General features: G+C 70.3%; 22 protein-coding genes and 2 tRNA genes. 5 read left to right on the top strand and 19 right to left on the bottom strand.

The features are described from left to right. Positions 1–116: 116 nt before the first annotated feature. The 4 genes from H6H00_RS08520 to H6H00_RS08535 form a co-directional block, all read right to left on the bottom strand. The gene (locus H6H00_RS08520; protein ID WP_185720769.1) at positions 117–1,097 is read right to left on the bottom strand and encodes a catechol 2,3-dioxygenase; all 981 of its coding nucleotides are present in this window, start codon (positions 1,095–1,097) and stop codon (positions 117–119) included. 97 nt (positions 1,098–1,194) lie between these two features. Next, complete coding sequence (locus tag H6H00_RS08525; protein WP_221775831.1) at positions 1,195–1,815, bottom strand: flavin reductase family protein; 621 nt, start codon at positions 1,813–1,815, stop codon at positions 1,195–1,197. A gap of 51 nt (positions 1,816–1,866) precedes the next feature. Next, on the bottom strand, positions 1,867–2,646 hold the full coding sequence (locus tag H6H00_RS08530) for a FadR/GntR family transcriptional regulator (protein WP_185720770.1): 780 nt from the start codon (positions 2,644–2,646) through the stop codon (positions 1,867–1,869). A 100-nt stretch (positions 2,647–2,746) separates the two neighbouring features. Continuing rightward, positions 2,747–4,318, bottom strand: a complete 1,572-nt coding sequence (locus tag H6H00_RS08535; RefSeq protein ID WP_185720771.1) for a 4-hydroxyphenylacetate 3-hydroxylase family protein — start codon at positions 4,316–4,318, stop codon at positions 2,747–2,749. A 231-nt stretch (positions 4,319–4,549) separates the two neighbouring features. On the opposite strand from H6H00_RS08535, the gene H6H00_RS08540 reads away from it, so the two are divergent. Continuing rightward, positions 4,550–5,389 (top strand): alpha/beta fold hydrolase, encoded by an 840-nt coding sequence (locus H6H00_RS08540; RefSeq protein ID WP_185720772.1) that lies wholly within the window; start codon positions 4,550–4,552, stop codon positions 5,387–5,389. Between the two features lie 119 nt (positions 5,390–5,508). Continuing rightward, positions 5,509–5,943: a hypothetical protein gene (locus H6H00_RS08545; protein ID WP_185720773.1), complete on the top strand. Its 435-nt coding sequence runs from the start codon at positions 5,509–5,511 to the stop codon at positions 5,941–5,943. Here the strand turns inward: H6H00_RS08545 and mobF are convergent. The 8 genes from mobF to H6H00_RS08585 form a co-directional block, all read right to left on the bottom strand. Continuing rightward, positions 5,937–10,283 carry a MobF family relaxase gene (gene mobF / locus H6H00_RS08550; protein WP_255425644.1) on the bottom strand — a complete coding sequence of 1,449 codons (4,347 nt, stop codon included), beginning with the start codon at positions 10,281–10,283 and terminating at the stop codon, positions 5,937–5,939. The genes H6H00_RS08545 and mobF overlap by 7 nt on opposite strands. Before the next feature lie 253 nt (positions 10,284–10,536). Further along, a complete protein-coding gene (locus H6H00_RS08555) occupies positions 10,537–11,355 on the bottom strand; it encodes a hypothetical protein (protein WP_185720775.1) in 819 nt (272 codons plus the stop codon). Next, positions 11,352–12,011 (bottom strand): hypothetical protein, encoded by a 660-nt coding sequence (locus H6H00_RS08560; protein WP_185720776.1) that lies wholly within the window; start codon positions 12,009–12,011, stop codon positions 11,352–11,354. The genes H6H00_RS08555 and H6H00_RS08560 overlap by 4 nt, the downstream gene beginning before the upstream one ends. Further along, positions 12,008–13,861 (bottom strand): type IV secretory system conjugative DNA transfer family protein, encoded by a 1,854-nt coding sequence (locus tag H6H00_RS08565; RefSeq protein ID WP_185720777.1) that lies wholly within the window; start codon positions 13,859–13,861, stop codon positions 12,008–12,010. The genes H6H00_RS08560 and H6H00_RS08565 overlap by 4 nt, the downstream gene beginning before the upstream one ends. Then, the gene (locus tag H6H00_RS08570; protein ID WP_185720778.1) at positions 13,858–14,232 is read right to left on the bottom strand and encodes a hypothetical protein; all 375 of its coding nucleotides are present in this window, start codon (positions 14,230–14,232) and stop codon (positions 13,858–13,860) included. Before H6H00_RS08570 ends, H6H00_RS08565 begins: the two co-directional genes overlap by 4 nt. Then, positions 14,229–14,666, bottom strand: coding sequence for a WhiB family transcriptional regulator (locus H6H00_RS32965; RefSeq protein WP_185720779.1), 438 nt, complete (start codon positions 14,664–14,666; stop codon positions 14,229–14,231). Before H6H00_RS32965 ends, H6H00_RS08570 begins: the two co-directional genes overlap by 4 nt. Then, entirely contained in the window at positions 14,663–14,881 is a 219-nt protein-coding gene (locus tag H6H00_RS08580) for a hypothetical protein (protein ID WP_185720780.1), read from the bottom strand. The genes H6H00_RS32965 and H6H00_RS08580 overlap by 4 nt, the downstream gene beginning before the upstream one ends. Next, the gene (locus tag H6H00_RS08585; RefSeq protein ID WP_221775832.1) at positions 14,878–15,255 is read right to left on the bottom strand and encodes a helix-turn-helix domain-containing protein; all 378 of its coding nucleotides are present in this window, start codon (positions 15,253–15,255) and stop codon (positions 14,878–14,880) included. The genes H6H00_RS08580 and H6H00_RS08585 overlap by 4 nt, the downstream gene beginning before the upstream one ends. 115 nt (positions 15,256–15,370) lie before the next feature. Between H6H00_RS08585 and H6H00_RS08590 the strand changes: the two genes are divergently transcribed. From H6H00_RS08590 to H6H00_RS08600, 3 genes are read left to right on the top strand one after another with little or no spacing between them, the layout of a single operon-like run. Further along, the gene (locus H6H00_RS08590) at positions 15,371–16,216 is read left to right on the top strand and encodes a GntR family transcriptional regulator (RefSeq protein WP_185720781.1); all 846 of its coding nucleotides are present in this window, start codon (positions 15,371–15,373) and stop codon (positions 16,214–16,216) included. After that, a complete protein-coding gene (locus H6H00_RS08595; RefSeq protein ID WP_185720782.1) occupies positions 16,213–16,914 on the top strand; it encodes an HAD family hydrolase in 702 nt (233 codons plus the stop codon). The genes H6H00_RS08590 and H6H00_RS08595 overlap by 4 nt, the downstream gene beginning before the upstream one ends. Further along, on the top strand, positions 16,911–17,789 hold the full coding sequence (locus H6H00_RS08600; RefSeq protein WP_185720783.1) for a phosphotransferase enzyme family protein: 879 nt from the start codon (positions 16,911–16,913) through the stop codon (positions 17,787–17,789). The genes H6H00_RS08595 and H6H00_RS08600 overlap by 4 nt, the downstream gene beginning before the upstream one ends. Positions 17,790–17,976: 187 nt before the next feature. Here H6H00_RS08600 and H6H00_RS08605 read toward each other — a convergent pair whose 3' ends face one another. From H6H00_RS08605 to gyrA, 7 genes are all read right to left on the bottom strand, one after another. Next, the gene (locus tag H6H00_RS08605) at positions 17,977–18,453 is read right to left on the bottom strand and encodes a hypothetical protein (protein ID WP_185720784.1); all 477 of its coding nucleotides are present in this window, start codon (positions 18,451–18,453) and stop codon (positions 17,977–17,979) included. A gap of 1,384 nt (positions 18,454–19,837) precedes the next feature. Continuing rightward, entirely contained in the window at positions 19,838–21,181 is a 1,344-nt protein-coding gene (locus H6H00_RS08610) for a site-specific integrase (RefSeq protein ID WP_255425645.1), read from the bottom strand. 82 nt (positions 21,182–21,263) lie between these two features. Beyond that, positions 21,264–21,339: transfer RNA gene (locus H6H00_RS08615), tRNA-Ala, on the bottom strand. Between the two features lie 28 nt (positions 21,340–21,367). Beyond that, positions 21,368–21,481, bottom strand: a complete 114-nt coding sequence (locus tag H6H00_RS31800) for a DLW-39 family protein (RefSeq protein WP_221775833.1) — start codon at positions 21,479–21,481, stop codon at positions 21,368–21,370. A 39-nt stretch (positions 21,482–21,520) separates the two neighbouring features. Beyond that, positions 21,521–21,594, bottom strand: a tRNA-Ile gene (locus H6H00_RS08620). Positions 21,595–21,646: 52 nt separating this feature from the next. Continuing rightward, positions 21,647–22,699, bottom strand: coding sequence for a DUF3566 domain-containing protein (locus H6H00_RS32970; protein WP_379540064.1), 1,053 nt, complete (start codon positions 22,697–22,699; stop codon positions 21,647–21,649). Between the two features lie 39 nt (positions 22,700–22,738). Further along, positions 22,739–25,237, bottom strand: coding sequence for a DNA gyrase subunit A (gene gyrA / locus H6H00_RS08630; protein ID WP_255425822.1), 2,499 nt, complete (start codon positions 25,235–25,237; stop codon positions 22,739–22,741). Positions 25,238–25,261 lie beyond the last annotated feature (24 nt).

The raw sequence follows: 25,261 nt of genomic DNA on the forward strand, positions 1-25,261 counted from the left end.
GCGACACCGGCATCACCCGAAAGATACAACGATTCCTCGACGGACGTCTACGAAACGTTACTTGTCGATCGAGTGTCGGTACCGACGGCAGGGGGTCCGCCGCCGGCACCGCACCCTCACGTGGCGACGGTGAAGAAGGTGTCCGGCAGCTGCCCGCCGTACCAGACGATCGCCTTCTCGATGTTCGCCCCGTCCCAGATGATCGGCTGCCAGTCCGGGCCGTGGATCGGGTAGCCGCCGGAGAACAGCTCGACGCGGTTGCCGCCGGGCTCGAAGACGTAGATGAAGAACGCCTGCGTCAGCCCGTGCTTGCCGGGGCCGGCGTCGATCGGAGTGCCCTCCTCGACGAAGGTGTCCGCAGCCCGCAGCAGGGTCTCGGGGGTGTCGAGGTAGTAGGCGATGTGGTGCAGCCGCCCGCGCTCGCCCGAACCGTCGCGCATGATCGCGAGGTCGTGGACCTGCGAGGTGACCGACATCCACACCCCGATGTCACCGTCAGGGGTGCGGGCGGCCTCGCGGAGCTTGAACCCGAGAACGTCGGTGTACCAGTCCCGCGCCTCGTCGACGTTGCGCGCGGTGATGTTGAGGTGGTCAAGCCGACGGGCCCCGATCCCCGGGGTCGGGAACCGGACGGGCTGGCTGAGCAGCTTCGACGCGGCCTCGGGCTCGTAGCGCTCGAAGTCGTAGAACAGTTCTGTGCGGTGCCCGAACGGGCCGGTGAAGCTGAGGGTGTCGCCCTGGGCGAAGCGCGAGCCACCGGCTTCGAGCTTGTGCTCGACGCCCTTGTCCCGGAACCGGCGGGCCCAGCCCTCGACCTGGTCGGGCTCGGCGACCTGCCAGGCCATGTGCCCCAGGCCGGGCTGCGCGGCCTCGGTGAGGATCGTGGAGTAGCGGGCCCACTCCCCCGCTCCGCGCAGGTAGACCGACTGGCCCTCGCGGTGGGTCTCGTGCAGCCCCAGAACGCGGGTGAAGAAGTCGAGCGACTCGTTCGGCTTGGGGGTGAACACCTCGACGTGGTGCAGGTTGTGCACGCGAGGGGTGCTGACCTCGACCACCTGGGGCTGCGAGGTCTGCGGCTGGGTCACGGTGCTGGTCACCTGACCGGCTCCTTCCGTTGTGGCTTGCGGGTACGGGTCATCGACCCGGGTGCCGACGGCACCGGGTGGTGGGTGGAACGGACGAGCGGTCGGCCGGCTAGATCCAGCCGGCGACGAACTCCTCGGCGAGCTCCTCCATCGCGCTGAGCTGGAGCGGCAGCGCGGTGGGGGTGGAGATCCGGGTGCTGCGCCCGGTCGCATCGAGACCGTCGCCGCGCCGGTGGAAGGAGCCGCCGTGGAACAGCAGCGGCTCGTTCGGCCGGATGGCGATGTCTTCCACGCGTCCCAGGTAGAGGACGTGGTCGCCGCCGTCGTAGGAGCGCCACGGCGTGCACTCGATCGTCGCGTGCGTGTGGCGCAGCCGCGGCGCGTGGCGGCCCTGGTCCCACGCGATGACGGCGGCCTCGTCGGGCCGGCCGGCGAAGGTCATCGCCACGCCGATCTGGCGGGCCGAGAGCACGTTCACCGCGAACGCCGTGTCCTGCAGCAGCGGACACGCCCTGGCGGTGCGGGCGACCGACACGAGAACCAGCGGCGGATCGAGCGACACCGAGCTGAACGCGTTCACGGTCGCCCCGCGGGGCTGCCCGTCGTGCGAGTAGCTGACCACGGTCACCCCGGTGGCGAACCGTCCCAGGCAGGACCGCAGCCGTGCGGGGTCGATCACGTCGGCCGTGATCGCCGGCGCCTCCTCCGGCGGGTCGGTGGGGTGGGTCATGGTCGTCCTTCCTGTCCGTCGTGGTGGCGGCGTGCCGTCACCCGGGCCGGGTCATCCGGCCTCGGAGTCATCGGCGCCGCCGGTGCCGCGCCCGATCCCGGCCACCGGTGACTTCTCCGGCTGCGCGAGGCTGATCATGTCGACGCGGTGGAGCCGGGTGGCCGTCTCGAGCCGCTTGCGGTCCTTCGCGCGGATCGCCTCGAGGATCTGCGCGTGGACGCGCAGGTTGTGGTCGATCGTCTCCTCGTGCCCGGCCGTCCAGACAGCGCGGACCAGTGCCCCGGTGAGGACGGTGACGAGGCTGTCGTAGATGCCGATCAGCACCGTCACCCCGGTGGACCGGGCGATCGCGCGGTGGAACTCGACGTTGGCCTCGAAGAACCCTCGCGGGTCCTCGGCGGAGTTACCCATCCGCTGCAGTCCCCGCTCCATCGCCATGTGGTCGTGCGGCGAGGACTTCTGCAGGGCCAGCAGGTTGAACATCTCCTCGAGCAGCGTCCGGGACTCGAAGATCTCCAGCGGTGGCACGGTGAGGCCCTGGAACCACAGGTCTAGTGCGCCGAGCCGGACACCCGGCGGCTGGTCCGCGGTGAACACACCACCACTGGGCCCCGGCTTGACCGTGATCAGCTCGCGGTCGCGCAACAGCCGCAGGGCCTCGTTCATGACCCCGGGGCTGACCTCGAAGCGGCTGATCAGCTCCGTGCGCAGGCCGAGGCGGGTGCCCGCGGGCTGGCCGGAGCGCAGGATCTCCATCTCCAGCCGCGCCGCCACGTCTTCGGCGCGCGACCCCGCACCCCGCCCAGCCCTGACGTCCACGTCCCTGGCCATCCGAGCACTCCTCGCCGTCACCGTTCACCGCCCCGGCCGGTCCCGGGTCCCGTCGGCGATCAGTGTCGCGTCCACCGCCGGGTCCCGGACCGTCACCCCGCTACGACGCTCCGCTGTTCCCGACGCGCCGCACGTCGTCGTTGTTGATCAGGTCGGGCACCGTCCAGCCGTTCAGGTCGTACTCGGACATGCACTGGTCGACCATGGCCTTGTAACCGTCGATCTGACCGGTCTGCACCTGGCCCAGGTAGGCCTCGATGCGCAGGTTCTCGTGGTTGCCGGAGTAGTTGCGCTCGTAGAGCTCGTGGCGCCCGCCGAACTCGGAGCCGATCGCGTCCCAGATGAGCTTCATGAGCTTGACGCGGTCCTCGGCCGTGCGGCCGGCCGACCCGCGCACGTAGCGGTCGAGGTAGGGCCGCAGCTCGGGGTTCAGCCAGTCCGCCGAGCTGGACGGCAGGTAGATCAGCGCGCTCGCGACGTCCTGCTCGAAGATCTCCTTCGCCCGCGGGTAGGCCTGCGTCATCATCAGCCGGTACACCCCGGCCGAGTCGGGGTTGGGCACGCAGGTGCCGTCGGCCCACGGAGCGGGGTTGTCGACCATCGAGTCGACGCACGCCCAGAACAGGTTGCGCAGGCACACCAGCTCACCGATGCGGGTCTGCACACCGCGGAAGTTCGACGTGCCGGTCATCTCGAGGGCCTTGACGAACAACCCGACGAGGAAGTCGAACTTGACCGCCAGCCGCACGCAGCCGTGCAGCATCGCCCGGAAGACGAACCCGGAACCGGCGAAGAAGTTGTTGGCCTTGTCGACGTCGTAGCAGAAGACGCTGTCCCAGGGCACCAGGACCCGATCCATGATCAGGATCGAGTCGTTCTCGTCGAGCCGGCTCGACAGCGGGTAGTCGAACGGGCTGCCGGTCGTGGCCGCGTTGAACTCGTAAGAGGAGCGGCAGATGAGCTTCAGACCCGGTGTGTTCATCGGGACCATGAAGATCGCCGAGAACTCCTTGGACTTGACCGGCAACGGGCCGTAGTTGCCGACGAAGTTGTAGTGCGTCAGCGCGGAGTTGGTGGCCACGACCTTCGCGCCGGAGACGATCAGGCCCTCGGCCGTCTCCTCGACCACCTTCATGAAGACGTCGGCGGCGCCCTCCATGCCGAGGTCGCGGTCGACCGGCGGGTTGATGATGGCGTGGTTGATGTAGAGCAGACGCTCCTGGGCCTCGGCGTACCACCGCTTCGCGTTGTCCTGGTACGGCGCGTAGAACTCCGTGTGCGAGCCCAGCGTGGACAGGAACGAGGCCTTGTAGTCGGGGCTGCGCCCGAGCCATCCGTAGGTCAGCCGCGCCCACGCCGCGGAGCCCTCGGCTCCGGCGCGCAGCTCCGCCGGGGAGTACGGCGCCTTGTAGAAGGGGTGCGTGAACCCGCCGTTGCCGGTGTCGGTAGGCACCGCGAGGGTGCCCTCGTTCGCCGGGTCGTGCATGGCGTCGTAGAGCCGGGCGACCATCCGCGCCGAGTTGCGGAAAGCGGGGTGCTCGGCGACGTTCTCGATCCGCTCGCCGTGGATCCACACCTCACGGCCGTCGTTGAGGCTCTCCAGGTACTCCGCACCGGTGAAGGGACGGCGGGAGTTCTCTCCCGCGGTCTCGGCGGACGTCTCGCTGATCATCTGCGTCACTGCAGCACTTCCTTCGTGAGAAGTCGATGTCCTGGTCGACGGGAAGTTTGTGATTCTGCATGAAGATATCTAGGAGGTGTCAGCGCGTCAACCACCATCTGAGCTGGTGATCAATGCAAGGAGCGATCGAGAGCTTCCCTTCGCATCCGCAAAACTTCTTGGTATCGTGGCAGCGCTCCGGCGAGCCGCCGGCCCGCCGCACCACGACTCCGGAGGCCATCGATGACCCAGACCGTGACCGAGGCGAACCCGGAGGTCGGGCGCAGCATCGTGGCCGGCGGGATCACGACGAACTACCACGACCACGGCGCCGGTGACCCGGTCCTACTCCTCCACGGGTCGGGACCGGGGGTCTCCGCCTGGGCGAACTGGCGGGGAGTGCTCCCACCGCTCGCTCGCGAGCGCCGCGTGATCGCCCCCGACGTCGTCGGGTTCGGCTACACCGAGCGGCCGCCCGGTTTCACGTTCTCCCACCAGGACTGGGTCGCCCACATCGTCGGTTTCCTCGACGCCTTGGACCTGCCGAGCGTGTCGGTCGTCGGCAACAGCTTCGGTGGCGCGCTGGCGCTGCGGCTGGCCGACCAGCACCCCGACCGCGTGCAGCGCCTCGTCCTCATGGGCAGCGTCGGCACCCGGTTCGAGATCACACCGGGGCTCGACGCCGTCTGGGGCTACGAACCCTCGGTCGAGAACATGGCCGAGCTCATCGACTACTTCGCCTTCGACGCGTCGCGGCTCGGCCCGGACCTGGTCCGCCTGCGGTACGAGGCGTCCATCCGGCCGGGCGTGCAGGAGTCCTACTCCGCGATGTTCCCCGCACCCCGCCAGGCAGGCGTCGACGCCTTCGCGCTGCCCGACGAGTCCCTGCGCGCCCTGCCGCACGAGACCCTCGTCGTGCACGGGCGCGACGACCGGGTGATCCCCGTGGCGTCGTCGATCCGGCTCAACGAGTTGATCCCGCGCTCCCAGCTGCACGTGTTCAACCAGTGCGGGCACTGGACCCAGATCGAGAAGGCCGACGAGTTCGTCCACCTGCTCGAGGGCTTCCTCCCCCGCCCATGACTCCTCTTGAGCGATTCGAGGTCCAGGCCACCGGTCGGATCCTCAGCAGGTGAGCAGTTCATTGCTGCAGCGCTCGCGAAACCGAGAACTCCGTCAGGGCCTCGTGCGATCGTGGGCGGGTGGAGGTGACCGAGTCCGAACTGGCTCGAGTCCCGGCGGGGAACGTTCGCGGGCTCCGGGCGGAGTTCGGCACGATCTGGGCAGCGGCTGAGTTGCGGATGGCCACGGCAGCAGCCAACGGGTTGACCGACTGGTACTCGGGCGGAGTCGTCGCCACCTGCCGATGGCTCGCCGACGCGGCTGTCACCGACCAGACCGGACGGCGCCGCTTGCCGAGATCACCTGCGACGGGGCAGGTCGTCCGCGCCTACGAGGAACTGATCGAGGCGGAGTACCTCGCCGCCGAGAACTTGCACCTGGCGCGCCCGGACCTCATCGAGCACCGCCCCGGGTGGTGTGAGGGGGTTCGGGCCACGCTGCGGTGGGCGTGGCGATGCAACGGTCCGGCTCCCTATGCCGAACCCCACGCAGCTAGCAGCTTGCCTGGTCAGTAGTCCCCGTAGGCGAACTCATGTTCGTCCGTGTGCTCGTCGACGGCCGCCTGGTCGTCGGCGTGCCAGTGGGCGAGTTCGGCAGCACGGTGTTCGCTGGCTTCCCTCCCGTCGAGCGCTTCGCGGGCACGGATCTCGGCCAGCGAGCGGCGGGCGCCGTCGATCGAGTCGGCGGTCTCGTCGGCGCTGGGGACCCGGACAGCGTCCTCGCCCATCGCTCGCGGTTCGTCCGCGGCGATCTCGCGAACGTCGACGTCGTCGTCGCGGTGCTCGGTGCGGTGGTGGTCGTCCGTGGCGAGGTCAGACTCGGTGATCTCCAAGTAGCGGTCGTCGGCGGCGACAGCTTGATCGTGGGCATCGAGCCATTCTTCGGCGGTGACGCGCTGCTCCGGCTCAGCGTCGTCGACGTGCCGCAGCGCGAGTTCGGCCTTGGACCGCTCGGCCCGTACGCGGCTGCCAGCGGTGTGGGCAAGGAACGCCGCTCGGGCGTCGTCGACCTCCTGCAGTTGCCCGGCTCGAACGTCGAGGGTGTCTGCGAGTGCCGCGGCTTCCCGGGCCTCGCGCTGGAGCCGCTCCAGGTCATCGGGGTGTGCGGTGGTGGACTCGGCCGTACGGAGGGCGGCGATCTCGCGGTGGCGATCGGCTGCCTGACGGGTGCCGGCGAGCTCGTTGGAGACGTAGCGCGGCGCCCAGGTCAGTTCGCGTTCCCAGGCTCGGACACGCATGCGCAGCTGCCCGTCGGACAGTTCCAACTCCTCCCGGTCGATCTCCGGGCGGCCGAGAGCGCGCCACGCTGCCCGGTAAGCGGCGTAGGCCTCGGGCTGCCCTGGCTGCGGGGACGGTCCGAGGGCCTCGTTCGTGTCATCGTGGCCACGCAGCTCTCGATAGGCGGCCACGGTCCCGGCTCGGATCTCCCATTCGCTGCGTTCGATCGGGTCAGTAGGAACTGGACCGAAGGCCTCGACCGCCCATGCGTGCTCGGTCGCGGCCGTCTGCCGGCCGAGCTCGGCGGCGCGTTCGTCGGCTCGGGAGGCGAGCACCGTGAGGTAGTCCTTCCACTCCGCGTTATCGGTACGCGGGATCCAGTCGGTCCAGGCGGTGCCGGTGGGATCGAGTTGGCGGTCGTACTGCGTGGTGATCCGGCTGTAGACCACGTTCGTCGGGTTGCGGGCGTCGTCGAGCGGCCGGTCCGCGATCGCCTCGTGCAGGACCTGTCGAGGGTCGTGGCCGGCGAGTTCAGCGCGGCGCAGGACCCGGGCGAGGGATGCCGCGCCGTCATCAGCCGCGATCCGGCCGCGCTGCTCCGCACTCAGCGCACCGTTGGCGACGAGCTGGTCGAGCCAGGTCGCGGTGCGTTCAGTGGCGGCCATCTGCGCAGCGTCGGCGAGTAGCTCGGCGGCGGCGCGGACGCTGCCCAGGTCGTCAGCGGACTCGGTGGCGGTGGCCAGCGCGGAGCGTGCGACGGCGTGGTCGGCGTCGGCAAGGACGCCGGCGAGGACGGCGATCGGGTCGCGGTGCAGCGTCTCGTGCTCCCGTCCCTGCGCCGGGTCCTGGGCGCCGGTGTGGGTGGTGACATGCGCGGTGTTGGCGTCGCGACCGCGGGACATCGCCACGTAGACCGCGGCCGGGGAGGTGGAGGCGGTGACGACGGAGTGGCTGGTGTCGACCGTCTGACCTTGCGCCGCGTGCACAGTGAGCGCGTAGCCGAGGGTGAGGTGTTCGGCGACGTAGGAGGCGGGCAGCACCATCCGCTCCCCCACCTCCGCGCCATCCGCGCTGAGGGCGGTGGTCACATCGAGGCCACCGTCGGGCCGGAGAGCGGTGACGCGGTAGGTCTCGCGGTTGATCGGGCCGCGCCGGTTGCCGTCGAGTCCGGCGAGGTCCCAGCCGTTGCGGCGGGCCTGGACCAGGTCCCCGACCCCGGCGAAGGTGCCCTGCATCCCCAACGCGACCCCGTGCTCGTCGACCTGACCGAGCCGGATCAGCTCGGCGCGCAGCTGCGCCGACAGCCGCGCGGCCTGCTCGTTGTCGTCGACCAGCAGCAATGACCGCTGATCGGACAGGGTGTCGGCCAACCAGCCGCGAGCCGCGGAGGTCTCGGCCTGCCCACGCGTTCCGGCATCGAGCAGCCGGCCGTGTTCGTGGTAGTCGCGCAGCACGTCGGTGTCCCCGGCGCGCAGCCGCAGCGACGCCTCCCGTTCCCATTCCGCTGTGAACCGGCGGGCCTCGGCGAGCTCGTAGCGTCCCCCGGCCGCGGCGAGTAGCTCCATCCCGCCGCCGGCGCCGACGGCGGAGAGCTGGCGGTGGTCTCCGACGAGCAGCAGCTTCGCTCCGGCAGCCTCGACGCGTTGTTGGATGGCGACCAGGGCGGGGGTGTCGGTCATCGCGGACTCGTCGACGACCACCAGGTCTCCGGCGTGCAGCCGCCACGCCTCGTCCCCGGCGACCGGGCGGGGCCCGTCGGTGTCGGTGCCGGTGGCGAGGCGTTCCTGGGTGGCGAGCCAGCGCGCCACGTTCCGCGCGGTCAACCCCTCGGCGGTGAGGACATCAGTGGCGATCTGCGAGGTCGCTAATCCGAACACCCGCCGAGCCTGCTCACCCTCGACCTGCTCGGCTTGGGTCCAGCAGCGGGCGATCGTCCCGACCACGAACGACTTTCCCGTTCCCGCCGGGCCGACCAGCGACTCGATGTGCGCGCCGGAGGTCAGGACCCCGCGGACCGCGGCGGCCTGGTCGACCCCGAGCTCGAGCCCCGACTCCCGCAGGTCCTCGAGGAACTGCTTCGCGACCTCCGGTCGCAGCGCCGCCGCACCGCCGGGGATGCGGGCGGCGGCGAGGACACGTTCGGTCCGCACGTGCTCCGGCGTGGAGTACAGCTGCGCACCATGGGCCTGGTAGGTGGACTCCCCGTTCTCTCGCCGCAGCACGTCCGGCAATGACTCCGCGCCCGGGCGGGCCGCGTCGAGGGGGACGGCCTGGGCGAGGGCGTCGTCGGTCAGCTGATCGAGCAACTTCCCCACCTGTGCCCCGTCCGGGATGCCGAGGTAGTCCGGCAGGGCCCGGTTGATCGCGCTGGCCAGATCCGACGCCGTCCACGCCGCCTTCCGCTCCTGAACATCAGCCAGCGCAGTCTCGATCACCGCCTGCGGCGACCACTCCCGCGGCGCCTGACCCTGCCCCCGCGCCGCCAGAGCGGCGTGGGCGACACCATCGAGGCCACCGTCGATATCCGCACGCAGTTGCCCATCCACCCGGTCCAGTACCTGTTCGCGGGTCTCCCACTCGTGCGACTTCGCCCGCCGCGTCGCGAACGTGGCCTGCCGCGACAACCGGTCCCGCTCGGCGCTGTTCGCGGCCCGGCCGTGGCGGGTCTCGTAGGCGTCGATCAGCTCCTGGGCCTTCGCGGTCACCGCGCGGCGGCGTGAGGAGATGAGGTCCATCGCCTCCTGCGCGACCCCGACGATCTCCCGTGCCTTCCCGTCCGGGCGGGTGGCGATCAACATGCCCAACGCGTGGGTCAACCGCTCCTCGGTGGTGCGCTCGGCGACCGCCGCGGCGGCGGCGCGCCACCGGTAGAGACCTCGGCCGTCGATCGTGCGCCAGGTCCCGTCCGGGCCCTCGACACGGTTGAGGATGCCGTTGTGGATGTGCAGCTGCGGGTCGTGATCCCGCGAGTCGTGCTGGAAGAACGACGCCACCACCAACCCGTGCGCATCCACATACCGGCCCGCCGCCCCGCCGTGGTGGCCGACCCGGGAGTAGCCGGCGTGCTCGGCGAGGTAGGCGAGCCCGGCGTTGTTCCCGGCCCAGATCGCGTCCTCGACGCTCTGCCGGAACGCCGCCCACGCCTGCTCGGTGTCGTGATCGCCGGCGTTGCGGGCGGCGACCTCCTGGGCTTCGAACGCGGTGTGGATGAGCGTCACCGACTTCTGGACGCTGAACGTGGCATCGAAGAACGCCACGTTGTGCCGAGCGTTCCGGCCCGCCTCCAGGCGCAGCTCTGAACGGCGTTCAGCCGAGGCGTCCGGCTCCCGTTCAAGGGATGCGTTGTACAGCTCGTCCTCGGTCATGTATCTGCGGCCGGTGTGCCCGAGGGTGTCCACCTCATCCCAGCGTTCAATGTCGCGGAACCCGTCAGCGCGAGGGTCGAGGTAGCGCTCGTAGACCGCCCGCATGTCCTGCGCGTCCACCAGACCGGTGAGGCCGAGCTTCTCCGCTCCGGCGCCCCACCAGCGCCCCGGAGGTTCCCCTTCGGCGACCGCGCCGGTGTAGTAGTTCTCCCGCCCGGTCGCGACCTCCTTCAACAGGTACTCCGGGGAGTAGCCCGAGGCGATGCTCAGCACCCCGACCACCCCGCAACGATCGTCGCGGAGCGGTTTGCAAGATCAACCGCGCGGAGCGTCGGTTGGGGCCGGCCGGAGGCCGGCCTCCACCCTCGGATCGTGATGCATCGGTGTGATCCCTTTGATCTTGGTGCTTGTCGTTCGTGTTCTCGGTTTTTGTTCGTCTGACTGGAGTAGTTCTGGGTCGAGGTTGCTCGGGTTCTGGTGAATGACTGAGTCGTGGTGCTGGGAGTGCTGGTTCGGGTCGATGTAGTCATGGCTGGGTGCTCTCCTCGATGGTCGGGTCGTCGTCGTTGGTGATCAGGTGCAGCGGTGTCGGTTCCTCGCGGAGGGTCTTCAGGACGGTTCCGGCGGTGCCTCGGGAGACCTCGGCGATCGCGGCGAGCTCGGTGACGCTGGGAAGGTCGCCGCGGCGGTGGGCGTGCCGCAGCGCGGCCGCCCGAGCCCGATCGCTGGCCGGGGACTCCACCGCGCGCGATGCCCGGTGTTCAACCGGTGCCGACGGCAGAGCGGGGCGGGTCTCCAGAGGCCGGTCACCGGCTGAACGCCGAACACCGGTAGCAACCGGCGGCGCGGCGTCGTACATCGGCTGTTCAGGCTGAACGGTGGTGAACAGTCCGGGTTGAACACCGCCGGTGTACGCCGGGGAGTCCGACTCCGGGGACGTATCCCGGTCGTCGGTCGCCAGAAGGTAGAGCAGGTGGGCGACAATCGCGGCGGCGACTGCGGGCCACGCGCCGACGCCGAATCGCAGGGCCGGGGAGGCGTCGACCGCTGAGCCGGACGCGAGGAACACCGCCTGCGCGAGTCCAGATAGACCGGCGGCGAGCACGACGACCGCCCATGCGTAGCGCGCCGCCGAGCCGTGCAGCCGGGCCGTGGCCGCGTAGGCGACGAGCGCGAGCCCGTCGGTGATCAAGGGGTAGATCCACGCGATTCCGGCCGGGACGCGGGCGGCGTGGGCCACCTCGTAGAGACCGTGCGCCGTCGCGACCGCGGCGCCGAGCGCGACGGCGAGGCCGGGAAGCCAGATCGCGGCCCGCACGCTACGTCCGGGCTCGTCGCCGCTCACCGGTAGTACTTCCGGGTCATCGGGCCCGGCTCGGGCGCGGGGTCGGCGCGGCGCGGACCCCACCACGCCGCGATCAGCGGGACGGCTTCCACCCCGGGCAGCACCGGTGCCTCGGCCGGTCGACGGTCCCAGCCCTCCCGCGTCATGTGGTTCTCCAGCGAGCACGACCCGGCGAACTGCTTGATCCGGCGCACGACACCGGGCCGCTGCCGGTCGTGCCAGTCCCCGACCAGCGCGACCGACGCGGCCTTTCCCTGGTAGGCCGCGAGCCAGGCGTGCATCAGCCAGAGGAGCTCCTCGACGATCTCGGGGTGCCAGCACCAGCACTCGGGCAGCGTCTGGAACCCGTCGTGGTAGCGCAGGTAGACCGCCGGAATCCACGTCACGAGCTCGTCGAGGATGAGCAGGGCGGTCGGTTCGTCGGCGGGCAGCATCAACCAGGACGGGCACGGCGTCGGACCGCGCCGGGATTCGAGAGCGGAGACCGTCGTCGTCAGGTCAGCGACGAGCGCGACGACCTCGTCGAGGCGGTCCGACAGACCGGCGACCCGGCCGAGCTGCCGGCGAAGATCCTCGATCTCGCGGGCGAGCGCGGCGACCGAGCTCGATCCGTTCGTTTCGCTGTTCCCCGGCGCGGGCGGGACGGGTGGCTTCATCGGGTTCCCCGATCCGGCAGGGGGTTCTGCTCGACGACCCGGAGCTGCGGCACCCGCGTGCTGCTGGCCGCTCGGCGAGCTCGGTCTGCCCGACCGGTACGGCCGACAGACGCTCCGAGGCCGGCGAGCGCGTCGTATCCACGGACGACACCGATGCGTGCTCTCTCGACCGCGCGCGTCCACTGGTCCCGCACCACCCACAACTGCTTGACCAGCCGGGGATGGCGCCGCAGGAACGCTGCGGTGCGCACGTCACGCCGTCGCCAGGCCATCGTCGCGCGCCCGATCACCGGCCCGATACCGCGGCGGATCACCAGCACCTGCCCGGCCGGCAGGTTCGCGATCTGCGAAGGCGGTACGACCGGCACCTTCCGCGTGGTCCGGGACGCGACGCGCCCGTGCAGGTCCGTGGTGGTGATCGGCTCGTCCCGCTCCCCCGCCAGCGTCGCCCAGAACTGCAGGTCGTCCCGGTCGCGGGTGCCGCCGAAGACCATCACGGTGCCGGTGTTGTTCAGGATCGTCGCGGTGTTGTGTTCGCCCCACTTCGCCAGCAACTGCGCCCTCGACTGGAAAGCCGCGAGGATCGTGACGCCGCGACCACCCATGTCCGCCGTCCACGACTCCAGCGGGACCGGCGAGATCAGCGCGGCCTCGTCGAGCGCCAGTGTCAGCGGTGGATCGAGCCGACCGGCGGGCTCGACGGCCGCCAGCCGCCGGGCCTCCCGGGCGATGTGTCCGGTGAGCGCGCACACCAGCGGTGCGGCCTGGGTCTCCTCGGCGCCGAGCAGGAAGACCGTCGCCCTGGTTCCGAGCAGCTGCGCGACGTCGAATCCGTGCCCCGGCGAGGCGGCCGCAGCAGCGGCCGGGTGGGTGAGCCAGCCGAGGGCCGGCATCACGCTCGACGTCACCGACGTTCGGGTGCGCTCGTTCGTCGACACGAACTGGGTGGCGTCCTGCTCGAACGCCGGCACACCGGAGCGCCGGAGCAGGACGGGGACCTCGCGCGCAGCGTCGTCGGCGTCGGCGACCCAGCGCAGGACGTCGGCCATCTGCTTTCCGCCGAGCGCTGCGGCGTGGAGCAGCGCGGCGAGCACGCGCCGGGCCTGGGCGTCCCAGAACTCACGGTCCCCCGATCCGGCCCGGCCGGTGGCGGCGAGCAGATCGGTCGCGCGCTCCACAGCCGTGACCGGATCCGCGCAGCCCGTCAGGGGATCGAACGTGATCGTGGACGGGATGCCGCCGAGGCCGACGGCGTTGAAGACGAACACCGGGCCCTTGGCCGCGCGGAGCGGACCGCACAGGTCGTGCAGATCCGTTCTCGTCGAGGTGACGACGGCGGCGCCCGGGGCGTCGATGACCCGGCCGGCCAACCAGCCGGTCTTCCCCACTCGCGGACCGCCGAAGATGATGACGACGTCCTCGATCAGCGACCAGACCCGCACCACTCCGGCCCGGCAGAGCTCGACCGCCACTTCCGAGGTCGGCAGGCGCCGGCGACGCCACCGGGACAGGCCAGCGAGCGAGGGGCGGACCGTCCCGGACCGGCGGCGCATTGCCGACGCCGACGCGTGCCGCACGATGTCGGCCGTCGAGGCGACGCCGGCCTTACGTCTGGTGCGTGCACTCCACCGCGTCACGATGCTCGCCGAGCGTGCCCAGCGGTGCCAGACGACCACCGCACCGAGCACCCCGACGGCCAGGTAGACCGGCCAGGTGAGCTGGCGCATCAGTGTCACGGCCGGAAGTGCCGCGAACAGTCCCGCCCCCGCGGCGACGCCGTAGGCGCCGCGACGCCATGCGATCAGGGCCACCGCAACCAGGGCGGTGAGCAGCAGAGCGGGGCTGGTCATGCCGTCACCTCCACACCGATGTGCGAGATCGCCGACCAGAAGCCGTTGGCGTGCTCGTGGGCCGAGGCGAGCGCGTCGCGCAGCAGGGCGAGCCGCTCGGCCGCGTCGGCCAACCGGGCCACGGGGTCGATCTCGCGGGTGTCGTCGTAGACGCGGCGACCGTCCGCGTAGCGGGAGACCTGCTGCCGCAGCACGTTCGCGAGATCCTCTAGTCCGTAGAGCGTGGGGACGAGCGCGGCGGCCAGGGCGTAGAAGTCGGCGTGGTCCGGCGACGCCCAGCGCTGGAACCGGACGGTGTCCGCCCACGCCTGTTCACCGGCCTCGGCACTGACCACGGCCGGACGCGCTTCCTCGGTTTCGGCGGTACTCATGCCACTCCCCTCGTCGTGCTCGTGTCCGTGAACTGCGTGGCCCAGCGGGCGACCGTCCGGGCCGATACGCCGCACCGGCGTGCGACCTCCTGCTGCGTTCGGCCGGCGGCCAGGAGGACGCGACCGGCCGCCTGGATCTCCGATCGCGTCGCGTCGGGCCGCGGACCGTCGTCGAGGGCGACCACCGGTTCGACCACCGTCTTGCGGGGACGGGGAATGCGTCGTTCCTCCGGCGTCAGTCCGCCGGCGATGCCGTACGGGATGCGCGCCCGCGCCTCGACCAGGCACTCGGCCCGGACGACGCACCGTGCGCAGACGCTCTTCGCGAGTGCGACCTGCGCGTCGAGCGCCGGACCGTCCTCGGCGGTCGGGAAGAAGATCTCCGGGTCCTCGAACCGGCAGGCGGCTCGTTCCATCCAGTCGTTGCCGTTCACCCGACGGCCCTCGATCCGTCCAGGGCCGGCGTCGATGCCTGGTCGATCGTCGAGAGGAAGTCGGAGATCGCACCCGGCAGACCGGAGCCGGCAGGCGTGGAGATGAACAGCACGAACGCCACTAGCGAGAACACGATCGCGCCGCCGGCCACCCGCGCCCGGGCGCAGATGAACGCCCCGATCAGGGCGAAGAAGATGAGGACGCCGACGCTCATGCCACACCGCCCCGCGTGCCCTCGCGCCACTGCTGGGCGACCTCGGCGGACTCGACGCAGGTCCCGGCGTCGGTCGCACCGTCGAGTAGCCGCTCGACCGCCTTGGCGGGGACGACGTACCGGCCCTGCCCTCGTCCCGCCCGCATCCGGACCGCCGGGAACCCGTCGGACTGGATCAGTCGGTAGAGGTACTCCTGCGAGATGCTCAGCAGCGCCGCGGCCTCGGGCACCGAGTACGTCGGCACCCCGGCTGCGCGCTTGCGCATCGCGTTCTCCAGGGCCTGCGTGCGCAGAGTGCCGCGCCACTCCCCTGGGTTCTTGCCTGGTTGAACCGCAGCCTGTCCGGTGGCTGCGGAGTTCTCGTGCTCCTGCATGCCATGCTCCCGTCTCTGCTCTGCTTGCCTAGCCAGCATAGCTAGTAATGTTAGCAAAGCAGAAAGACAGCTAGGGATAGTGCTAGCTGCGCTAGTTGGGGAGTAGCCTCTCGACGTGCAGCCGCTTGACCCCGATGACCCGCGACCGCCGTTCCAGCAGGTCGCGAACGTTCTGCGTGCCGCGATCAAGACACGGCGCTTCGAACCCGGCGAGCAACTGCCGTCGCTGAACGAGCTCTCGAAGACCTACGGCGTCTCGCTGATGACGGTGCAGAAGGCGATCGCCGTCCTCCGGGACGAGGGCCTGATCATCTCGCGGCAGGGCAAGGGATCGTTTGTCCGTCAACGCACGGAGCGGGCCGTCGGTCTGCGGCCGCACATCGAGCTGGCCTTCGAGCAGCAGCGCGTCACGATCGACTTCGCAGGCTTCACCGGCGAGACGCTGTCCGGCGCGATTCAGGAGCCTCTCGACAAGATCCGGAGCGGACGTCTCACTCCGGAGGAGATCGCGCTCCGTGTGCTGCTCCCCGACATGACCGCCCCCGTCGGTCTGCCGGCACTCGCGAGCACCGGCGAGGACGACGAACGCGTGCGCGGCCGGATGGACCAGATCATGCGGCGCTTCAACCAGGCCCTGGCCGACTCCCTGCAGGAGCTTTCGGATCTGCAGCTGGTGCGCTCGGCGACCGTCGAGGTCCGCACCTACCGGACCAGCCCGCTGTTCAAGCTCTACATCATCAACGGCGACGAGGTCTTCTACGGCTTCTACCCCGTGCTTGAACACAAGGTCGTGATCGACAAGGAGCCGACGGCGATCCTCGACCCGATGGGCAAGGACGCCACCCTCTTCCACTTCGCCGCAACCGAGGACGACTCGTCGGTCGGGGCCCAGTACGTCGCCGAGGCACAGAAGTGGTTCAACTCGGTGTGGGACAGCGTCGCGCGCCCGGTCGGCTCGTGACGGCCGACGAGAAGCTCGTCGAGGTCCTAGAGCGGGCCCGCGCGGTCCTCTTCGACTTCGACGGCCCCATCTGCTCAGTGTTCGCCGGCGAGCCGGCGCCCGGCGTCGCGCGGGACCTGCGTGAGCGACTGGCCGAGTGGGACGTCGCCGTGGAGCTCGACGACGAGCTGGCCGACGATCCGCTCGAGGTGCTCCGCGCGGCCGTTCGCTTCGGCGACAAGGTGACCAGGACCGCCGACGACCTCCTGACCGGCGCCGAGATCTCCGCCGTCCGATTGGCGGAGCCGACGCCGGGGGGTGTCGAGAGCATGCGCGCCTGCCGTGCCGCCGGCCTGCGCGTCGCGGTGGTCAGCAACAACTCTGCCGCGGCGGTGAACGAGTACCTGGCGCTGCACCAGCTCGTCGACCTGGTCGAGGTCGTCGTCGGGCGGGAGTACGGCAAGCCGGACCTGATGAAACCGCACCCTAAGCCGATCCACGACGCACTGAAGCGCCTACGGATCGGCCCCGACGTCGCGCTCCTCGTCGGCGATTCGCTGACCGACGTCGACGGCTCGCGCGCAGCGGGGATCGCCTGCATCGCCTACGCGAACAAGCCGGGCAAGGATCGGCTACTGGCGGCCGCGGACGCCCAGGTCGACGACATGCAAGTGCTCGCAGACCACCTGTCCGGCCTGGCACGGAGGAACGCCGGTTGACGGCGCTGGACAACATCGCCGACGTCGAACGTCCGGTGATGCACGACGCCGCGCAGCAGCTCGGGCTCGACACCACCGGCAGCCGCCTGATCTCCGCCTCGTCCCGCCTGATCTGGCACCTGCCGGTGGACCGGGTCGCGCTCACCATCACCCGGCCCGGCAGCAAGACGGCGGACGACATCGGCGCAGAAGTGGCGGCGGTTCGCTCGGCGTCGGCCGGCGGTGTGCGCACACCTCCCCTACTCGCTGAGCCCATCGAGCTCGCAGACTCCCGCTTCGCCCTGCCCTACCGCTGGATCGACGGCCGCGCGTTCGAGTCGACGGACTGGCCGGCCGGAGTCGTGGAGGCAGCGAAGCTCGCGAGATGCGACCCCGAGGGCCTGCGCCGGCTGAGGTGGCCGACCGACTGGCCCGATCCTGCCTGGGAGCCCCTTCTCGGCCAACCACTCTTCACAGAAATCAGCGGACGTGTTCATCAAGCCGAGCAAGCGGTCGACGATCTACTCAGAGTTGACAACCTCGTCCTCTGTCACGGGGACCTGCAGCCTGCGAACTTCCTCGTCGACGAAGCGGGCGATCCATGGCTCGTCGACCTGGAGTACGCCTGCCTTACTCCGCCCGGTTGGGACGCAGCCAAGATCATCCTTCTCGCCGATCGGTTCGGAGACCCTGCGAGCTACGACGATCTGCTTCGCGCCTGGGGCGAGCTGAACCCGCGCGACCTTGCGTCGTGCGTGCTCGCCCAAGAGGTCCAGATCGTCTGCTGGCTTCTTCGCATGGCTCGCGCAGGCGGCTCGCGTGTCGAGGAGGAGTCCCGAGCCCGGGCGAAGACGCTCACGAACCGCCACCGACGGTGGCGGCACCTTTCGGGCTAGTACGGATTCCAGCAACTCGGCGACTCCGCTGCCGTTATACATCCGACTCTTGATGCCGTTCGGAAGATCAACTGCTGGCAAGGTGTTGACCTCCGTCGATCACGCCCTCGGAACGTCCACGCCGAGGCGTGAAGGCAACCGCGCCGCGGCCCTCACCCGAGGGCCGGGGAGCTTAGCGTCGGGCCCCCTACTCAGGCGCGGTGTCCTCGACGCCGGGCGCGCGGTCCACGCCGGAAGGCAACGCTCCGGACTCGTCGAGTTGCCGCAGGTGCTCCCGCACTATGCGCTCCACCTCGGCGGCGTCCGAGCCGTCCACGTGAACCGTCACGGACGGAGGATCCGGCGTGCTGGGCTCGGTGCTGGTCTCCCGATCCTGGAGATAGGCGGCCACGGCCACCAGGAGCGCGATCACCGCCAAGAGTCCGCCGTTGGCATTCAGGATCAGGCCGAGGCGCCCAAACATCGGTGCCTGTTCTTGAACCTGACGTGCGGCCTGGTCGGCGGGCACCGAGTGCGCCAGGGCGTTCGCCAGGATCGCCACCACTACTGCGTAATCGGCGACCGTGGCGTCGGGCGGACGGACCGCCTCGGCTACTGCGCGGACGACCGTCAGGTTGCCAACCGCCTCGGCGGACGCGATGCCCCTCGCCTGGATCGTCGTCACGCGCCTGATCGTCGGTGTACCTACGGCCTCGGCCGAGGGGATGCCCGCGGGGCGGAGCGTAGCCATGACCCAATTCTCCACGAGCACCGAGACGGGTACACCACCCTCCCCGAAGGCGTCGGCCCGGCAGGGGCGCAGCCGGGGCCCAGATCCCGGACGGGGTGAGTCGTTTCCGCCGAGGCCTGGGACGTTCAGGAACGGAGCACGTCGCAGGAGCATCGGCGCGCGCGTCGCCAGGATGCGGACCGGGCCCCGAACTGGACGGCAACGGGCAGGGACTGGTTGTGGAGCTCCCGATAATGGGCTGCTGGAGCTGCCAAGACTTGGGCTGGCGCGCCGAGCTCGAGCAGCAGGCGGGTGTCCGCACGCCCCCCGTCTATCTACGTGGACCTAGCCGACCGCATCCCCGCGACAGATGAGGTACCTCGTGGGCCCGCGCGGGCCGGCCGGCCCCTCCCATAGAAGTGGGCCGCGCACCGTTGTTCCACGTGGAACGACGCGGCCAAACCCAGGCTGATCCGGCGGGCCGCGCTCAACCGACTACGGCCAAGCGAAGACTCCGGCGAAAAAACCTCACCCACGTCTGTGGACAACCGTGTGGATTACCGTCCGGGCACCGGTGGATGAGTGGCGGCGAATCGGTGGACAACCGGTCCGCATGCGGTGGACAAGTTCTCGATTCCTCCCAGGGGCCACAGTCTGTCACCCTCTCTGACCGGCAGAACAGCAGGTCAACCACCATTATCGAGCGCGACGTGCGGACAGAGTCGCGTCCACAGTTTCGGACGCAGACCAGTTGGTGGGTGGACTCGCGCCGTTTCGACCGGGATGACACCCGCTGCCGTGAGGCTCTACGGTTGCTCCAGAAACGCGAACGGGGTCCCCCGACACATGGCTGGAGGACCCCGGTCAGGAATCTCTGGCAGGAGACTCCCGTTCGTCGCGGTTTCCAAGCAACCGGCAGGCTCCGAGGAAAGGACTCACACGACGTGACGACCGTACCGTCTGACTCATCCCCGCAGAACCCCTCTCCCCGCGACGGGTGGATTGCCCAGCTTGTTGGGGCCCTGTATCGGGCACTCTTCCTGGAGAGCTGGGCGCCTTGGACTCGGATCGTCCTCGGCGCGATCGTGTTCGTCGGCTTGTACCTGGCGGTGCGGACCCTCGGGTAGGCCACGGCCTGCACGTCCATACCCGGGCCGCCGACCGGGACGCCCACGATTCGAGTCTGGGCGTCCCGGATGGCCGCGAGTTGCCTCGCTCAGCGATCAGATTGCCGGGGCACCAGGCCCGGTCTACGGCGCGACATGCTGCTCTTTTGCGCGCCGCGCGCACGCCTCGACGTGTCGATTCGGCTGTGTCCGCGGGACAGGGCTGGAGCTGTTCACTCCGTCGGCGGAATTGCGACCTTCGAGGGGCGAGTCATACGTCCGGCGAGCAACTCAGCTGCGCGGCGGTCTGACTCGCCAACCCACGCCGCATATACGCGCAGGGTTGTTGCTCCGCCACCGCCATGTCCCAGTCGTCCCGCAACGGTGCGGAGGTCAACGCCTGCCGAAAGCAGTTCCGTAGCTGAGTAGTGCCGGAGTGCGTGCAGGTGGCTGTCAATGCCGAGCTCGGCGCACATCCGGCTGTAGCGGTGGGTCACGCCGCTCGGGTCGCAGGGACGGTCGAACTCCGGTCGGTAGGAGAACAGGAACGCGTCCAGTCGGGGCTCAGTAGCCGCTTGGCGGCAGAGCGCGGCGTAGCGGTCGTGGTGCTCGGTCAACACCTCCACCGTGGCCGGGTCGAGCGCGAGGCGGCGCATTTGGTGCGTCTTCGTGTCCTTCTCGATGGACTGCCGGTTCACGCGCACGTAGTTCCGGCGGACGGTCACCACACCGGCGGTCAGGTCGACGTCGGACCAGCGAAGCGCGAGCAGCTCGGCCCGCCGCATGCCGGTCACCATCACGAGCCAGACCAGCGTCCCCCAGCCCTCATCCTCGGCCCACGCCGCATCAATGATCTGGGCTGCCTGCGCGGCGGTGGGCGGGTTGGGCTGCGGGGTCGGTTGCCGGGGCTTCCGGGCCAGGACCGCCGGGTTGCTCGTGATCCACTCCCACCGCTGGGCCGCGGACATGACGCCGCGGATCGCGAAGTGGATGCGGCGGATCGTCGCCGCGGCCAGCGGGCGGCACTCGTGCGGGCGACACTCCACAACCTGGCAGCCCGTCTCCGTGCAGTCGTGCGGTGGGTAGCCACCTGCTGGAGGCCGGCCGGGCCGGCGGCGGTGCTTCACGACGCGGCACTCGTGCGGCTCGGTCGTCCGGTGCTCGAGGAACGGGGTCCCGGCGCACCGCACGCTGCAACGCCGGAGCTCGGCGTAGAACTCCTCCAGCAGCCGCGTGGACACCTTGCCGATCGGCTCGTCACCGAAGGCCGGGTAGATGTGCACACGGGCGTACAGCTCGTAGCTGGCTCGCGTGGTCTCCTCGATCTCGTGGGTCCGCAGCCACGCCTCCATCGCGACCTTGAAGGATGCGTTGGTCTTAGCGTGCCGCTGCTGGTCCACACGGGCGCAGAGGCGAGTGACGGCCTTGCGGGCCTCGGCCTCGGTCGCCACTGACTCGCGGAGGTGGACCTTCTTACCGGTGAGCGGGTCGATACCGGCGTAGACCACGACCTGGAACGAGCTGCCGCGGCGACGGATCATGCCGCGAGAACGGCGCTCACCGGCCTTGTTCGCCACACGACCCAGGATACTGGCTGCCACAATGGCTGCCATTGATCAACAGGTACGACCTAGATGGTGCTGTTATCGCTGGTCAAGCTGGTGGAGACGAGGGGAATCGAACCCCTAACCCCTGCCTTGCAAAGGCAGTGCTCTGCCAATTGAGCTACGTCCCCGGTGGTGCTGAGGCGACACGATACCCGCTCAGCGGGTGGTGGCCTCGTGCCACAGGTCGGCCTCCGGGCGCGAACCGCGGATCTTCGAGAAGACGAGGGCGCCGGCGGCGAGTGCGGCGACGACGGTGAGGAACTTCTTCATCGAGTCTCACGTCCTGGGTGCCGGAGGAGTAGTGCGGAGTGGGCCTAGGTGGATTTGAACCACCGACCTCGTCGTTATCAGCGACGCGCTCTAACCAACTGAGCTATAGGCCCCTGCGGCGGAGACGAGGTTACCCCAGCGCTTCCACCGCCCTCACCGGTGGGGTCAGTCGCGCTCGGAGAGCGTGACCTCGACGCCGCCGACCAGGTCGGCGGACACGTTGTAGACGAACGCCGCGATCGTGACGGCGACCGCGAACAGCAGGCTGTTGATCGCGCCGACCACCGCCGCGAACCCGAACACGCGACCCGCGCTGATCAGCGGGGCACCGGTCTGGGCCTGGCCGGAGACGAGGTCGGCGTAGGTGCCGTTGAGGCGGTCCCAGACGCCGATGCCGTCGAGGACGCCGTACAGGACGCCCACCGCCACCAGCCACACGAAGAACAGGACGACGGCGAGCACCAGGGCCAGCTTGAGCACCGACCACGGGTCGAGGCGGCGCAGCTGCAGGGCCGCCTGCCGCGGGGCCCGGCTGCGGGCCGCGCGGACCGGCGACCGGGTGCCGTCCTCCGCGCGGGCCGGCTCGGGCTCCGGCGCGCGCAGGAAGGCCGTGGGGCCCTCGTCGAGCAGGCCTCCGGCGGGGGCCTGCTCGCGGGAGGCCTCGCGCGGGTCGGGGCCGCCCTGGCCGGGGATGCGGTGCCACGGGGGCGGGGTGGCGGCGTCGGGTCCGGGCCCGGGCACCGGGCCCGGAGCGGGGACCGGGCCGCCCGCCGGGCGGAGCACCTGCTGGGTCGGGCCGTCGACCGCGGCGGCGGACGGACCGCCGCCGGCGGAACCGTTGCTGCCGGCCGAGCCGTTCTCGGCACCCGAGCCGGTGCCGGCCGCGGAACCGTTGCCGTTGGCGTGGCCTCCGGCGCCGGCACCGTCCGGCACCCGCATCTGCGTGGTGGGCGCGTCCGCCGGGGCGACGGGCACGTCGATCACGGTCTCGTCCTCGACGACCGGGACGGCGCCCTTCGTCAGCGGTACGGCGCCCGCCCCGTCCGGTCGAGCACCCGGATCCGCGTCGGCCGTGCCGTCGGCGGGCGGCGGCCCGTCGACGGCCTCGGCGGGCGCAGCGGATGCGTCGGTGACCACCGTGGACCCGGTGTCCGGGTCGCGGTCGTCCGCGGCGTCGCGGTCCGGCTGCTCGTCCGGGGTGCTCGTCTTGTCGCTCACGAGGTGGAGATCTCCTCGGTACTGGGGGGCGGTGCGGGGTCAGGCCCCGCCGGTGACCTCGGGGGCGTCCGCGTCGTCCTCGGCGTTGCGCGCGACAGCCAGCAGTGTGGCGGTCTCGCCGAGGTTCATCAGACGGACTCCCTTGGTCTGCCGGCCCGCCTTGCGCACTTCCCGGGCCGACGTCCGGATCACCCCTCCGGTGGAGGTGATCGCGTACAGCTCGTCGTCGATCCCGACGATGAGCGCACCCACCAGCGTGCCACGACGCCGGTCGTACTGAAGGGTCAGCACGCCCTTGCCGCCGCGACCCTGTACCGGGTAGTCCTCGATCGGCGTCCGCTTGGCGTAGCCACCGGTCGTGGCGACCAGGACGAAACGGTCGTCCTGGACCACCCCGAGGGAGAGCAGGCGGTCGCCCACGTTGAACCGCATCCCCAGCACGCCGGACGTGGCACGGCCCATCGGGCGCAGCACCTCGTCGCTGGCGGTGAACCGGATGGACTGGCCCTCCGCGGAGACCAGCAGCAGGTCGTCGTCGGCCGAGCAGAGGACCGCGCCGACGAGCTCGTCGTCCTCGCGCAGGTTGATGCCGATCAGGCCGCCGACGCGGGGCGAGTCGAAGTCGGTGAGCTTCGACTTCTTCACCAGGCCGGTGCGGGTGGCCAGCACCAGGTACGGCGCCACCTCGTAGTTCTTGATCTGCATGACCTGGGCGATGTGCTCGTCGGGCTGGAACGCGAGCAGGTTGGCCACGTGCTGGCCGCGCGCGCTGCGGTTGGCCTCGGGCAGCTCGTAGCCCTTGAGCCGGTAGACCCGGCCCTTGTTGGTGAAGAACAGCATCCAGTCGTGCGTGGAGCAGACGAAGAAGTGGGCGACGATGTCGTCCTGCTTCAGCGCCGCGCCCTGCACGCCCTTGCCGCCGCGCTTCTGCGCCCGGTACAGGTCGGTCTTGGTGCGCTTCGCGTAGCCGGTCTGCGTGATCGTGACGACGATGTCCTCGACGGCGATGAGGTCCTCGTTGGTGACGTCGCCGTCGTCGGCCACGATCTGGGTGCGCCGGTCGTCGCCGTGCTTCTCGACGATCTCGGTGAGCTCGTCGCGGACGATCTGCCGCTGCCGCTCGGGGCGGTCGAGGATGTCCTGCAGGTCGGCGATGGTGCGCTCGATCTCGGCCAGCTCGTCGATGATCTTCTGGCGCTCGAGTGCGGCGAGGCGCCGCAGCTGCATGTCGAGGATGGCCTGGGCCTGGATGTCGTCGACGTCCAGGAGCTCCATCAGGCCGGTGCGGGCGACGTCGACCGTGGCCGAGGCCCGGATCAGGGCGATGACCTCGTCGAGGGCGTCGAGCGCCTTGACGTAGCCGCGCAGGATGTGGGCCCGCTCCTCGGCCTTGCGCAGCCGGTAGCGGGTGCGCCGGACGATGACCTCGATCTGGTGGCGGATGTAGTGCCGCACCATCTGGTCCAGGCGCAGGGTGCGCGGCACGCCGTCGACGATCGAGAGCATGTTGACGCCGAACCCGTACTGCAGCTGGGTGTGCTTGTAGAGGTTGTTCAGCACGACCTTCGCGACGGCGTCGCGCTTGAGCGTGATGACGATCCGCATGCCGATGCGGTCGGAGCTCTCGTCGTTGATCTCGGCGATGCCGGCGAGCTTGCCGTCGCGGTGCTGCGTGGCGATCGACTCGATGAGGTTGTCCGGGTTGACCTGGTAGGGCAGCTCGGTGGCGACGAGGATGGTGCGCCCCTTGGCGTCCTCCTCGACCTCGACGACCGCGCGCATCCGGACCGACCCGCGGCCGGTGCGGTAGGCCTGCTCGATGCCGTCGCGGCCGACGATGAGCCCGGCCGTCGGGAAGTCGGGGCCCTTGATCCGCTCCATCAGCGCGGCGAGGGTGTCCTCGTCGGAGGCCTCCCAGTTGTCCAGCGCCCACACCACGCCCGCGCCGACCTCGCGCAGGTTGTGCGGCGGGATGTTGGTGGCCATGCCGACCGCGATGCCCGAGCTGCCGTTGATCAGCAGGTTGGGCACCCGCGACGGCAGGACGTCGGGCTCCTGGCTCTTGCCGTCGTAGTTGTCGGAGAAGTCGACGGTGTCTTCTTCGATGTCCTGCAGCATCGCCATCGCCAGCGGCGAGAGGCGGCACTCGGTGTAGCGCATCGCGGCGGCCGGGTCGTTGCCGCGGGAGCCGAAGTTGCCCTGGCCGTCGATGAGCGGGTAGCGCAGCGCCCACGGCTGCGCGAGGCGGACCAGCGCGTCGTAGATCGAGGAGTCGCCGTGGGGGTGGTAGTTGCCCATCACCTCGCCGACGACGCGCGCGCACTTCACGTAGCTGCGGTCGGGGCGGAAGTTGTTCTCGCCCATCGAGTACAGGACGCGGCGGTGCACCGGCTTGAGGCCGTCCTCGACGAGCGGCAGGGCGCGCCCGACGATGACGCTCATCGCGTAGTCGATGTAGGAGCGCTGCATCTCCTGCTGGATGTCGACCGGCTCGGTGCGGTCGCCTCCACCCGAGGCCGGGGGCAGCGTGGGGTCCAAGGTGTCTGTCACTGGGGTTCCTTC

The sequence above is a fragment of the Pseudonocardia petroleophila genome (assembly GCF_014235185.1).
GTDB classification, from domain to species: domain Bacteria; phylum Actinomycetota; class Actinomycetes; order Mycobacteriales; family Pseudonocardiaceae; genus Pseudonocardia; species Pseudonocardia petroleophila.

What these genes read in the sequence shown, in the direction of transcription:
- H6H00_RS08585 (WP_221775832.1), bottom strand. Translation starts at nt 15,255, where the DNA reads ATGCAGGAGCACGAGAACTCCGCAGCCACCGGACAGGCTGCGGTTCAA.
- H6H00_RS08525 (WP_221775831.1), bottom strand. Translation starts at nt 1,815, where the DNA reads ATGACCCACCCCACCGACCCGCCGGAGGAGGCGCCGGCGATCACGGCC.
- H6H00_RS31800 (WP_221775833.1), bottom strand. Translation starts at nt 21,481, where the DNA reads ATGAAGAAGTTCCTCACCGTCGTCGCCGCACTCGCCGCCGGCGCCCTC.
- H6H00_RS08570 (WP_185720778.1), bottom strand. Translation starts at nt 14,232, where the DNA reads ATGAGTACCGCCGAAACCGAGGAAGCGCGTCCGGCCGTGGTCAGTGCC.
- H6H00_RS08540 (WP_185720772.1), top strand. Translation starts at nt 4,550, where the DNA reads ATGACCCAGACCGTGACCGAGGCGAACCCGGAGGTCGGGCGCAGCATC.
- H6H00_RS08580 (WP_185720780.1), bottom strand. Translation starts at nt 14,881, where the DNA reads ATGAGCGTCGGCGTCCTCATCTTCTTCGCCCTGATCGGGGCGTTCATC.
- H6H00_RS08565 (WP_185720777.1), bottom strand. Translation starts at nt 13,861, where the DNA reads ATGACCAGCCCCGCTCTGCTGCTCACCGCCCTGGTTGCGGTGGCCCTG.
- H6H00_RS08560 (WP_185720776.1), bottom strand. Translation starts at nt 12,011, where the DNA reads ATGAAGCCACCCGTCCCGCCCGCGCCGGGGAACAGCGAAACGAACGGA.
- H6H00_RS08535 (WP_185720771.1), bottom strand. Translation starts at nt 4,318, where the DNA reads ATGATCAGCGAGACGTCCGCCGAGACCGCGGGAGAGAACTCCCGCCGT.
- H6H00_RS08530 (WP_185720770.1), bottom strand. Translation starts at nt 2,646, where the DNA reads ATGGCCAGGGACGTGGACGTCAGGGCTGGGCGGGGTGCGGGGTCGCGC.